Here is a 12,451-nt window from a genome sequence, read left to right as displayed (position 1 = left end):
GATCAGGGACGGGCGATGACTCCCAGCGAACCGAGGCAGACAACGGCCTGCGCGACCATCAGGCAGGCCGCCAGCCCGAGGAACATCTTCCGGTGTTTGGTCTCCATGGCGTCGGCAAAGACTCCGCCGGTAAACGTAAGACCGAACGGCACCGCCCAAAGCCAGGCCGCCGCGACGACCTGCGAAGGTTGAACGAGGCTGATGAGTGCCGCCAGGATCAGGGGTGCCGTGTTGCCGAAGTAGCGGCTGCGCTTGACGCCAGCCCACATGACCAGAGCCACACCAATGGCACCCACAATCGGGGCTTCGGCCAGAGCGCCGAAGAAGGTCTTTACCCCGTCGAGCGAGAACCAGAAGCGTCCGCCGCCGCCGGTAAAGACATAGGTGAACGCCGCCGCGCGAAACGCAAACGAGGCAAACACCAACACGAGCGCGCCCAGCGCGGAGAAGATGAGGATCTGCATCACGTAGCTGCGCCGGCGCTCCGCGAGGTACATCATCAGGATCAGCGCCGCCACAAATCCCACCATGGCCGCCACCAGATGCGCCGCCGCCGTAAGACCAAGCGCCAGGGTCAGCAGAACAATGCGCGGCTTCCATTTCCTGCGTGGTCCCTGCATGGCATGGGCCACGCCGATGGCCGTGTACACCAGCCCGTACAGACCCCACATCGCCAGCACTTCGTTGTTCGGCACCACCGCATACCGGACCACAGCCGGCGAAAAGCAGTAGAGACCAAGCGCGAAGAACGCACCTTCATTCCCGAAGAGGCGTCGGGCCACCCACCACAGTCCGGCGCCAAGCCACATAGCGAACAGCACAAACGGCAGATGCATGAGCCAGACGACACCTCCAAGCTGGTGGCGCGCCTCCCAGGTCGAGCCGTTCAGCGTACCGCCGACGTAGAGGCGGTTCTCCGGCTTGCGAAACTTGTCCGCCCCCAGAAGCACGAGGCGCTCCATGGTGAGCGGCAGACCCGCGTCCCGATAGGCCAGCGTGCCGTCTCCGTGCAGATTCCCACAGGTTGTGAAATACCCCGCCAGTGGCGACGGGCGCTCCCACATCTCACGCCCGCACTCCGCATACTGATAATCGGCCGCTGTGAGCCGCTGGTGCCCGATGACCCACGAGCACTGCGCCAGAAATACCAACAGCAGCAACCCAGCCCAGCGCTGCGCCCGACCAATCCGAATCTTCGGAAACTTCATCGACAAAGCCCCCGCGCACAGCCGTTCAAAATCCCATCCTGCATGGCCCTAAGTGTATCGTGGAGACATATGCAGTCGCTCCTCTTTACCCCTGGCGATGCCTACCTGGCAGCCGATTCGTCCACCTATCCCTGGTACGTCGTCTTTGAAGACGAGGGCGTTGCCGCTTATTTTTACGCCTGCGACCGCACCCGCGGCACCGACGATGACGCGATCGTCGACGCGATGCTCGTCTACAACGTCAGTTCCCTCCGCGACCCCGAAAAGCAGCGTCTGGCCAGCATCCAGTGGTCGCGCGACGGCATGCAGGCGGTGATGTACCTCGACGGCGTCGCACAGGGCCTGTTCGACTTCGCCAAACGCATCGGATCCTGCCGGCTCGACTTCCCGAACTTTATGGCGGCGCAGGGCGAGACATGGCGTCAGTCCAGCCATGCCTGGGACGACGAAGCGCTGAGGACCTTCGAATCCGGTCTCTACGCGGAACCCGCCAACTAGAGGAACATCCGTTCCACATCGAGCCAGTTATCCACACGCCGGTACCCCTTGACGTGGATATTGTGGGGAGACGTGTACAAGATCCCCTCGCCTTCGAACCGCCGGAGCTGCCGCGGGTTGTCGTCGATGAGGTATTCGGCGCGCAGAATCCCCTTGTCCCCGCAAAACACGATGTGCGAAGAGGGAATGAACGGAAAGTGCCGTTTGAGCCACAGGTACTTCGCGTTGAATGAGGTGGGAACCTCCATCGCCGCGGTGGCGATGAAGACCTCATACTTCGACTGCAGGGCTTCGATCACCCGAGGGGCGTCGGGCATGACGTCCAGAACGGCGAAGAAGTCCTCGGAGCGCATGTACGCATCGAGCTTCGCGTGCCGATCCGCGGACACGACCTCCCACAGCCACTTCCCGGCCAGATCGTCCTTCGAGATCTGCTCATCGTGGTCCTGGTTGTAACGCAACAGATGCTCCGCCACAGCATCCGCAATGACCTCATCCATATCGATGCAAATTCGTTTCAACGCGCTCACTCACCCACCATACGCCGGTTTCCGTTACAGCGACCGCACAATGCGGGCCGCGATGCTCTCCACCTCGACCACCTTGCGCTGCGGCGAATCGCGAGCCGGATCGTAGTACAGCAGGCGCCCGCAACTCTCGCAGGTAGTGATCTCGTCCTCGTTGTCACGATTGCGAATGTCGTTCCAGCGCTGGGGACGCAGCATCATCTGGCACGCCATGCACTTCTGGTTCAGCGCCTCGGCCAGTCCGGTGCCCTTGCCCTTCGCGATCCGATCGTAGTTCGACAGAATCGCCTCACCGATTGTCGGCCGTAGAACCTCGCGCTCCGTGTCGACCCCAGCCAGCAACACCTTATCCTTGTCGATCGTCTCGACCGCACGGGCACGTTCCCGGCTCAGCGTAGCCTTGGCCTCGGCGACGGCGGCATCGGCGAGCGTCTTCTGCGCCTCCATCTCCTCGGTCCGCAGCATGCTCTCGAGCTCAGCATCCTCGAGCTTCGCGATCTCGCCCTGGGAGAAGGCAATCTCGCGCTCGAACCCTTCGACCATCGCCGAAGTCGTCGCGGCATCGACCTTCTTGCGGCCTTTCTCGATCTTCAGCCGGAAGTCCTTCACATCCGACTCCTGCCGCCGCCGCAGAGCCTCCTCCTTGGCGAGCAGGTCGACCACCACAGCTCTCTGCCCTTCGAGAGCCGCCAGCTTGGCCGACAACCCGGCAACATGCTTCGGCAGCGCCGAGATTTCATCCCTGAGCCTCTTCGCCTCAAGATCCAAACGCTGCAACACAATCAACTTCTCAAGATCCGGATGCATCGTGCCTCCCGCAAAATCCGATTACACGCCGGACTGCCCATCGATGCAACTCGGATCTAGAACCCTCCAGGAAGGAGACGAGGATCCCACTCGATTTCTTCAGGGGCGGTAACCAAAATCTTCGCGAAATCAGCGTGTTCGGGATTGAGCAATACATTCCACTGACGCCCTTGGACAACGACACTCGGAACTTTCAGGAACGCCGTTCTTCCTTCTTCAAGCCATGCATCGCCGAACGAACAACTCGCAACCGGTTCGTACGACTTCCAACCAGAGACATACGGAGGTTGCAGCGTTTCGAGAGCAAGTTCATCGGGAATCTCGATCTTGATCACGACCTGGTTCTTTGGCACCGCATCTCTGCTTGCATGAACCAGTACTTCAAGAAGAGCGAGCGAATACGAATCGGCAGTGTACACAACACGGCGTCCGGGCAAATTCCATCGACCACCCTTCAAATAGGCTCCCACACCGTCAAGCCCGGGCCGGCGACGATCGGCGATGCGAAAAACGATCATCAGACCGGCAATCCATAGAAGAGTTTGTCCAACACGTCTTCCACTCTGCGCGCGCCCAGTTCGGTCTTCGCCGCTTCGAGTGGCGTTTGCCCCTGTAACTCACCATGGGGGCGGTTCATCCATGCCCGCGCCTGATCTGTGTCGTCCCACACGTACTCCGCGTAGGCAAGTACTCTCGCCATGCGCTCCGCCCGTTCACTGGCCGCCACCGAAAGCTTGCCCTTCGTCCGCTTCCATGTCGCGAGCGGAACCACTTGATCGCGCAACGCCCGAGCCGCCTTCACGTCGGTTGCGGCGCGGCTCACCAACCGTGTGACCGATTGCTTCGACAAACCGCGAGACACGGCGCCATCCAGTTCACTCAAAGAACTGACATTCCCGCCGAGACCGAGAATCAACGCAATTGCCTGGGGTGCGATCATGGATCACCTCTCATGATCATTGTAGCCTGATCCCAGGCTCAGATGAGCCCTGATTCCCGCCCGCGCGGACGCCGGATCACTGCCCCAATCGCGGTGCAGAGCGAAACATCCTGAATCCCAGGCAACCCTTGGCCATCCAAACCTACACATGGCTACGGCAACCGCATCCTTACCCGAGCAGACGATCTCTGCCCCCGCACCCTGGCGGCCCCGCGCCAACCCTTGGGCCATCGCCCTTACCGTCACGCTCGCCACCTTCATGGAGGTGCTCGACTCCTCCATCGCCAACGTGGCCCTGCCGCACATCGCGGGCTCGCTCGGCGCTTCGCAGGACGAAGCCACCTGGGTCCTCACCAGCTACCTGGTCTCGAACGCCGTGATCCTGCCGGCGTCGGCCTATCTCACCACCTTTATTGGCCGCAAGAAGTTCTACATGATCTGCGTCGTCCTCTTCGGCATCTCGTCGATGATGTGCGGCCTCGCCCCCTCGCTGCCGATCCTCATCTTCTGCCGTGTCCTGCAGGGCGCAGGCGGAGGCGGACTCGCACCCTCCGAACAGGCCATCCTGGCCGATACCTTTACCCCCAAACAGCGTGGACAGGCCTTTGCGCTCTATGGTTTGGCGGTCGTCTGCGCCCCCGCCATCGGACCCTCGCTCGGCGGCTGGATCACCGACAACTATAACTGGCGATGGATCTTCTTCATCAACGTCCCCATCGCGATCGTGTCGCTCTTCCTCACCAACCGCCTCGTCGAAGACCCACCGCACATCGTCAAGCAGGTGAAGCAGGCGGCTCGAGAGGGCCTCAAACTCGACTTTCTCGGCTTCGGCCTCCTCGCGACCGGCTTCGGTTCGCTGGAGTTCATCCTCGACAAGGGCCAGGAAGACGACTGGTTCGGCTCGCATGTCATCGTCTTCTTCACCGTGCTCTGCGTGATCTCGCTGATCACCCTCATCGTGTGGGAGCTCTACCAGCTCAAGATCAAAAACCGCCCGATTCTCAACCTGACGCTCTTTAAACGCAAGACCTTCGCCATCCCGTTCGTGCTGATGTTTGTGCTGGGCTTCTCGCTCTACGGCACCACCGTTCTGATCCCGCAGATGGTCCAGACGCTACTCGGCTATACAGCCGAACTCGCCGGATTCGTGATCTCGCCGGGCGGCATCTGCATCATGCTCATGATGCCGGTCGTCGGATTCCTCATCGGCAAAGTCGACCCGCGCTACCTCATCTGCGGCGGATTCTTCATCCTGTCGACCTCGATGATCGTCATGATGACCTTCTCGCTCGATTCGAGCTTCAAGTACATCATGTGGGTCCGCGTCTATCAGGCCTCCGGCCTCGCATTCCTGTTCATCCCGATCAACACCATCAGCTACTCCGGCGTGCCGCAGTCGCAGAATAACGACGTGGCCGGCCTCACCAACCTCGCACGCAACATCGGAGGATCGGTCGGTACTGCGTTCGTCGCCACCATGCTCGCCCGTGGCACGCAGAAGCACGAAAGCTACATGATCCGCGATCTCACCGCCGGCAACCAGGCCTTCGTCGACAAGGTCAAGAGCCTGAAGGGTGCTTTTGGTGGACATGGCGGTGGAAACCCGCTCACCGGGCCTGGCGCCCACACGGCACAAGCCTTTATCTATCAACAGATGCACCGCCAGTCCTCGATGCTCGCCTACCTGGACATCATCTCCATCTTTGTCGTCTTCTGCGCCTGCATGATCCCGATCGTGCTCGCCATCGGCAAGATCAAGCCGCCCTCCGGCGACGCACCCATGCACTAACCCTATGGCTTGCCTCGATAAAATCGTATCCACGCGGATACATCCCCCAAAAGTTGTAGGTTGTATAGGGTAATCATCGGGTCAAATGAGAACATAGATGTGAGCGCACTCCGGTCCAGCTTCGACACGCTTACCTGAATACACCATTGCCGCAACGGGGACTCCAAACCGGCAGCAGGCTGGCGTTTCTAGCTGTGTTTCTCATGCTCCCGCTCCCAGGCGCGTGTTACCTTCGCAAGACCCATTCAGGTTCACGATGCCGATGTTGGTGGAACACACTCAAACCCGTAAGTTGCGGCTTGGGCCGGTCCTCTTTGTCCTAGCAGGTTCGACGACCTGCTGCCTCTTTTTTCTGGGGAACTGGGCAGTTGGCTCCCCAGGCTACCGCCAACCGAGCGCTCTGCGCTACGATACCCCGGCAGAGCTCTTCCTCTGGCTCGGCTACACCGCCTTTGCCGCGGTGCTCTTCGCCATCCTGTATAACCTGCGGAAGATACTCCCGGTAAAGCCGATCGCACTGGCTTTCCTGCTCTTCTGTGGCGGGCACGCCGCGCGCCACTACCTTGAGGAACACGTCGCCGCCTATCCGGATAGTTGGCTCGACACCGCGATGAGCATCTTCGAGGGTGCGCTCGCCGTGGTGACCGCATGCTGCCTGCCCCTCTACTACCGCCGTATCAGCTCCATCCTGGAACGCGCCTCCATCAGCGTTCGCGACGAGGCACGCCTTTCAGCCGCGATGGAAAGCACGCTTGTCAGCATCTTCATGTGTGATACCGTCCGCGACCGCAGCGGAGCCATCGTCGATTTCGTCTTCGTCTTCGCCAACCCAACGGCCGAGAAGATGATCGGCCTCTCCCGGGAACATCTGGTCGGCAAGCGGCTCAGCGAGATCAATCCTCATGTCTACCGCGACGGGCGCCTCGAGCTCTACCGCAAGGTCGTGGAGACCGGCGAGCCATGGGTCTTCGATACCGAGACCAGGATCCTGAACGCCGGCACCGGGCGCGAGAGCTCCTTCGTGCGCATCCATATCTCGAAGCTGGGCGATGGAGCCCTGGTGACCTGTCTCGACGTGACCGCCGAGCGCCTCTCCACCCAGAGCCTCAAGCGCTCGCTCGCCTACAACAAGGCCATCGTCGCCAGCTCCTCCTTCACCATCATCATCACCGAGCCCGACGGCACCATCTCGTCCGTGAACCCGGCCGGACAGATCATGCTGGGCTACAGCGAGGAGGAACTCGTTGGCCGCAACATCATCGTCCTCCACGACCAGAATGAACTCACCGAGATCGCGCAACGCTATACCGAAGAGTTCGGCGAAACCGTTCCTCCCGACAGCTCCGTGCTGCGAGTGCGCCTCGCACATGGCCTGGAAGAAGAGCGGGAGTGGACTTACCTCTGCCGCAACAACCTCCGCATTCCGGTGCAGGTCAACGTCAATACCATCGAGGACGAACGCGGCTCGGTCATCGCCTACATGGCTTCCTCCTATGACCTGACGGACCGCAAGCAGACCGACCAGTACATCTACCACATTGCGCATCACGATCCCCTCACCGGGCTGCCTGGACGCTCTCTGCTGCGCGACAGCATCGAGACCGCCATCGAGGTCAACGCACGCACCCGCAGCCAGTTCGCAGTACTCATCTTCGACCTCGACCAGTTCAAGCGAATCAACGATTCACTCGGCCACGACACGGGCGATCTCGTACTGCGCGAGGTCGCTCTCCGGCTCCGCTCCACCAGCCGCAACTCCGACACCGTGGCTCGCTTCGGCGATCAATTCGTCGTCATTCTCAACGGACTCGCCGATCGATCCGAGGCGGAAATCACGGCAAGGAAACTGCGCGACTCCTTCGCCCCGCCCATCTCAGCCGACGGACATCAGATCGTCATCTCCGCCAGCGTCGGCATCAGCATCTATCCTGAGACCAGCTCCGCCGACGAACTGCTGAAGCACGCCGATATCGCGCTGGACCATGGCAAGATGCAGGGGCGCAATGGACTTGCGGTCTTCACGCCGGACCTGGGCAAGAAACTGCTGGAAAAGCTGCATCTCGAGACGGCCCTCCGCAAGGCCATCGCCAACAATGAGCTCTTCCTCGTCTATCAGCCACAGATTTCGCTGACCGACCACACCCTTGTAGGCGTCGAGGCATTGATGCGCTGGCGACGTCCCGGTATCGGGCTCGTGCTGCCCAGCGTCTTCATCCCCATCGCGGAAGAGAGCGGCCTCATCACCGATATCGGCGCATGGTGCCTGGAGACCGCGTGCCGCGATATCGCCCAGTTGCAGCGGGAGGTCGGTTACGAACTCTCGGTTGCCGTCAACCTGTCGCCCAACCAGGTCCACGGAGTCCACTTCCAACAGACCATCGAGCGTGCTCTCAGCGTCAGCGGACTCTCGCCCAGCTCGCTCGAAGTGGAGATCACCGAAGGCCTGCTCATGCGCGACTCCGAAGAGACCCTGCAGATCCTCGAGGGCATCCAGGCCCTGGGCGTGACTACCGCCATCGACGACTTCGGCACCGGCTTCTCGAACATGAGCTATATCACCCGCTTCAAGGTCGACCGCCTCAAGATCGACCGCTCCTTCGTCTCGAAGTGCCTCACCGATGCCAACTCGCTCGCGGTCACAACCGCCATCATCGCCCTGGCGCATTCGCTCAACATGGAGGTCATCGCCGAGGGCGTCGAGACCGTCGATCAGGCCACGATGCTCCGCGACCTCGAATGCGATTCCGCTCAGGGCTACCTCTATTCGAAGCCGTTGACGCTCGCCGATGTCAGCGCCTTCACCCGCACCCTGCACGAGTTCGGTGCCAACGGGGCAGACCGCAGCAAATGGATGTACCAGCCCCGCAACCAGCCGCACGTCTCGTAACCCGTCGCCGAACAACCCGGCGGACGCTCAGGCAAACGGTGCGCCGGAAGCCTCAACCCGCTGGGCAACTTCGGCCCGGGCCACCTTCCCCGTACCCTCGGGAAACTTTCTCTTGAGCTTCAGGATAGGCTCCTCGAAGTAGTTGAAAGAGAGCGTAGCGGCGGCAAAGCTGACACACATGCCAACCACGAAGACGAGACCGAGATAGAGCTCACGGTGAGCCGGACCGACGAGTCGGCCCACAAGCCAGAAGGTCAAAGGAAGCAGAAGAGAAGGAAAGACATAAAGCCCATAACTGATCCTGCCTACCCAGCGCAGCCATGGCAGACTCATCAGGCGAGTGAGGAGCCCTGGTCTCAGACATAGCATCAGCATCCCCGTAAAAAGCAGCCAGAAGACGGGTAGATGAAACAAGGGTGCTTGATACCCCATGAAATGAGCGGTAAGCAGAAACCCGCAGAGACCCGCGAGGGTGACCGCCGGACCCCAAACGATAACGCGCGGCCACGAGGGTGCCCGATAGGCCAGGGCAAGAAAACTGCCGGCACCGAGACCTCCCATATTTGCCAGAAAGGAAGAGTCCAAGCCCGACAACACGTGAAGTCCGGTGCCCACATCGACGCAGAGAGAGATCAGTACCACGGCAAGGCAACATACCTTGGCCTGCCCGGATGTGCGGGTTTTCATCAGAACCAACGGCCAAATGAGGTAAAACTGCTCCTCCACGGCAAGCGACCAGTAGTGAGCAAGTGGCAGTGAGAGGTGATCTGCCAGCTCCCGCAGGTGGCCTGGGAACTGAAAGTTCTGCAGGTAAAGCGCGAAGATCCAGAGGCTGCTCAACGCGATCCAGCCAAGGCCCGACAGCGCGGAAACAATCAGGTTCAGCAGCAGACTTGCATAATACAGCGGGAAGATACGCAGGGCGCGCCGCATAAAGAAGTTGCGCCACCAGAAAGCCGATCCCTTGGAGTCCCAGAGTATGCCGGTGATTAAAAATCCGGAGAGTACAAAGAAGAGCTGCACCCCCGCAAAGCCGTATCGCGTCGCAACCCCGGCCAGGTGTACGACAGGGTTGTGGGACTGAACTCCTCCGCCCAGGTGATAGCACATGACAGCGAGGACGGCGCATCCGCGGAGCCCATCCAACGCTGGAATATGTTTTCGTTCTCCCATGCGGGGACTATAGCATTCTGAGCTTCCTGTCCTGCCGATCGGCCGCGAGGGCAGACCTACGCACTACAGGGTCTCCAGCGCCCTCATCGCCGCCCAATAGCCACACATCCCATGCACGCCACCGCCCGGCGGCGTCGAAGCGCTGCACAGATACGTCCCCTTCACACCCGTGCCATACGTCCTCGCCGTCGGCCGGAAAGCGATCTGCCCGAGGCTCATCGCTCCCCCCGACACATCTCCCCCGACAAGATTGGGATTCCACGCCTCCATCTGCGTCGTCGTCTGCGTCCGCCGCGCCAGCACGCACTCGCGAAACCCCGGTGCAAACCGCTCGATCTGCGCCTCAATCTGTCTCGACCAGTCGAGCCCCGAGCCGTTCGGCACATGGCAGTACACCCACGCCGTATGCTTCCCCGCCGGAGCCCGCGTGGGATCGAACAGCGAAGGCTGCACCAGCAGACAGAACGGCGGCCCATCCATCCGCCCGGTCCACGCCGCCTCCTCCGAAGCCACAATCTCCTCGAAGCTCCCTCCAAGATGCACCGTCGCCGCACGCCGGCACTCCTTCGCGCGCCACGGAATCGGCTCCGAGAGCGCATAGTCGATCTTGAACGCGCCCGGCCCATACCGCCAGCCCTCCAGCCGGCGCCGCATGCCTACCGGAACATCCGTCATCCGAAGAAACTGCCGTGGCGTCACATCGCACAGCGTGCGGTCGGCAGGCTCCAGATCCCCCAGCCGCTCCACCCGCACTCCCAGGCGAATCTCCCCACCGAGTCCGCGCAGAATCGAAGCCATCGCCTCCACCAGCGCCTGCGAGCCTCCTTCCACGACAGGCCACCCCTCCCCATGCGCCGCTCCATGCAGCGTCAGTCCCACCGCAGCGGTCGACGCCTTCGTCAACGGCATCACAGAGTGCGCCGCATTCCCCGCAAACAGCGCCCGTGCCCGTTCTCCCTTGAAGCTCATCTTCGCCAGAGCCGTCGCCGGCAGCAGCCCCATCGCACCAAACCGCGCCAGCGCCAAAGGATGCCGCGGCACATGCAGCAGCGGCTGCAAAATCTCCCCCACAAGCCCGCTCCAGCCCGACACCAACGGTTCCATCATCCGTCGATATGCGGCTCCATCTTCGCCCAGCCCATCCGCCGTCTCGAACACGCCTCGCTCCAGCATCACCGCCGTCCCATCGTCCAGCGGATGCGCCAGCGGAGCCGCCGGCTGCACCCAACGAACGCCATGCTGCTCCAGTGGAAGAGTTCTCAAAAACGGCGATGCCAGCCCCATCGGAAACACGGCCGCACCCACATCGTGCCGAAATCCCGGAAGCGTCAACTCCTCCGTGCCACACGCTCCGCCCACCCGCTCCATGGCCTCGTACACCGTCACCCGAACCCCGGCCCGGGCCAGCACAATCGCCGCCGCCAGCCCGTTCGGTCCCGCCCCGATCACCCTCGCCGTCGCCATGCGCCCAGCCTACGCTAAAATCCAGCGGCCCCATCCACCATCCCTTAGCAAGCAGGTGGTTCCCATGCGTTCCTTCTTCCGAGCCGTACTCGCCGCCACACTCCTCGCCATCCCGTTTTGGCGTTCCCTTACACCGGGAAGGGATTCCGCTCCACGAACTGCACCTGGTGCCAATACGGATACGTCTTCGTCTGCTCGCTCGCTGCATCCAGCTTCTTCACCTGCTCAGCCGTCAGCTCCCAGCCGATCGCCCCGAGGTTCTGCTTCAACTGCTCCTCATTGCGAGCCCCAACGATCACCGTCGAAACCGTAGGGCGGCGCAGAAGCCAGTTCAGCGAGATCTGCGGGATCGTCTTGCCCGTCTCCGCAGCCACCTCATCCAACGCATCGACCACCTTGTACAGGTACTCATCCGGCACCGGAGGCCCATACTGCGCGGTCACATGCAGGCGGCTCTGCTCCGGAATCGGCGCGCCCCGGCGCAGCTTGCCGGTCAGGCGTCCCCAGCCCAGCGGCGACCACACCAGCGCACCCACCCCTTGGTCGAGCGCCAGAGGCATCAACTCCCACTCGTACTCACGGCCAACCAGCGAGTAGTACACCTGGTGCCCGATATACCGGCTCCATCCGTAACGCTCGCTCACCGAGAGCATCTTCATCAGGTGCCAGCCCGAAAAGTTCGAACAGGCGATGTAGCGGATCTTCCCCGACTGCACCAGACCATCGAGCGTCCGGAGAACCTCTTCGGCGGGCGTCATCGCATCGAACGCATGCAGATGATAGATGTCGATATAGTCTGTCTTCAGCCGCTTCAGGCTGTTCTCCACCGACTGGATCAGGTGGTAGCGCGACGAACCCACATCGTTCGGCCCCTTGCCCAGGCGGAAGGTCGCCTTGGTCGAGATGAGATAGTCCTCGCGCTTCAGGTGCGCAACCGCCCCGGCAAGCACCTCTTCACTCGATCCGTCCGAATACACATCCGCCGTGTCGAACAGATTCATCCCGGCTTCCATGCAGATATCGACGATCTTCTTCGCCTCGGCGACATCGGACGCACCCCAGGCCTTGAAGAACTCGTTGTTGCCGCCAAATGTTCCTGCCCCGAAGCAAAGCTCCGGAACCTTCAAACCCGACCTGCCAAGCTGACGATATTCCATA

Annotated in this window: 11 protein-coding genes; 3 read left to right on the top strand and 8 right to left on the bottom strand. The window is 61.6% G+C overall.

Translation table 11 applies throughout. The features are described 5' to 3' along the window. Nucleotides 1-2: 2 nt before the first annotated feature. Nucleotides 3-1,208, bottom strand: a complete 1,206-nt coding sequence (locus BM400_RS04120) for a glycosyltransferase family protein (protein WP_089836881.1) — start codon at nucleotides 1,206-1,208, stop codon at nucleotides 3-5. Between the two features lie 69 nt (nucleotides 1,209-1,277). Here BM400_RS04120 and BM400_RS04115 point away from each other — a divergent pair, with 69 nt between their 5' ends. Beyond that, nucleotides 1,278-1,706 carry a DUF2251 domain-containing protein gene (locus BM400_RS04115; RefSeq protein ID WP_089836879.1) on the top strand — a complete coding sequence of 143 codons (429 nt, stop codon included), beginning with the start codon at nucleotides 1,278-1,280 and terminating at the stop codon, nucleotides 1,704-1,706. Here BM400_RS04115 and BM400_RS04110 read toward each other — a convergent pair. From BM400_RS04110 to BM400_RS04095, 4 genes are read right to left on the bottom strand one after another with little or no spacing between them, the layout of a single operon-like run. Next, nucleotides 1,703-2,236 carry a 5' nucleotidase, NT5C type gene (locus BM400_RS04110; protein WP_425432384.1) on the bottom strand — a complete coding sequence of 178 codons (534 nt, stop codon included), beginning with the start codon at nucleotides 2,234-2,236 and terminating at the stop codon, nucleotides 1,703-1,705. The two genes, BM400_RS04115 and BM400_RS04110, sit on opposite strands and share 4 nt — an antisense overlap. 24 nt (nucleotides 2,237-2,260) lie before the next feature. Further along, entirely contained in the window at nucleotides 2,261-3,040 is a 780-nt protein-coding gene (locus BM400_RS04105; protein WP_089836874.1) for a zinc ribbon domain-containing protein, read from the bottom strand. A gap of 56 nt (nucleotides 3,041-3,096) precedes the next feature. After that, nucleotides 3,097-3,558 (bottom strand): RES family NAD+ phosphorylase, encoded by a 462-nt coding sequence (locus BM400_RS04100; RefSeq protein WP_089836872.1) that lies wholly within the window; start codon nucleotides 3,556-3,558, stop codon nucleotides 3,097-3,099. Beyond that, the gene (locus tag BM400_RS04095; RefSeq protein WP_089836869.1) at nucleotides 3,558-3,980 is read right to left on the bottom strand and encodes an antitoxin Xre/MbcA/ParS toxin-binding domain-containing protein; all 423 of its coding nucleotides are present in this window, start codon (nucleotides 3,978-3,980) and stop codon (nucleotides 3,558-3,560) included. The genes BM400_RS04100 and BM400_RS04095 overlap by 1 nt, the downstream gene beginning before the upstream one ends. Nucleotides 3,981-4,128: 148 nt before the next feature. On the opposite strand from BM400_RS04095, the gene BM400_RS04090 reads away from it, so the two are divergent. Next, the gene (locus BM400_RS04090; RefSeq protein WP_089836867.1) at nucleotides 4,129-5,769 is read left to right on the top strand and encodes a DHA2 family efflux MFS transporter permease subunit; all 1,641 of its coding nucleotides are present in this window, start codon (nucleotides 4,129-4,131) and stop codon (nucleotides 5,767-5,769) included. Nucleotides 5,770-6,025: 256 nt separating this feature from the next. Then, nucleotides 6,026-8,656, top strand: coding sequence for a putative bifunctional diguanylate cyclase/phosphodiesterase (locus BM400_RS04085; RefSeq protein WP_089836865.1), 2,631 nt, complete (start codon nucleotides 6,026-6,028; stop codon nucleotides 8,654-8,656). Nucleotides 8,657-8,683: 27 nt separating this feature from the next. On the opposite strand, the gene BM400_RS04080 is transcribed toward BM400_RS04085, so the two are convergent. The 3 genes from BM400_RS04080 to BM400_RS04070 form a co-directional block, all read right to left on the bottom strand. After that, nucleotides 8,684-9,829, bottom strand: coding sequence for an acyltransferase family protein (locus BM400_RS04080; protein ID WP_089836863.1), 1,146 nt, complete (start codon nucleotides 9,827-9,829; stop codon nucleotides 8,684-8,686). Nucleotides 9,830-9,892: 63 nt separating this feature from the next. After that, nucleotides 9,893-11,293, bottom strand: a complete 1,401-nt coding sequence (locus BM400_RS04075) for a phytoene desaturase family protein (RefSeq protein ID WP_089836860.1) — start codon at nucleotides 11,291-11,293, stop codon at nucleotides 9,893-9,895. 128 nt (nucleotides 11,294-11,421) lie between these two features. Then, complete coding sequence (locus tag BM400_RS04070; protein WP_089836858.1) at nucleotides 11,422-12,450, bottom strand: aldo/keto reductase; 1,029 nt, start codon at nucleotides 12,448-12,450, stop codon at nucleotides 11,422-11,424. Nucleotide 12,451 lies beyond the last annotated feature (1 nt).

Origin of the sequence: Granulicella pectinivorans (genome assembly GCF_900114625.1) — a bacterium.
Classification (GTDB): Bacteria; Acidobacteriota; Terriglobia; order Terriglobales; family Acidobacteriaceae; genus Edaphobacter; species Edaphobacter pectinivorans.
This window is presented reverse-complemented; position numbering and strand designations above follow the sequence as displayed.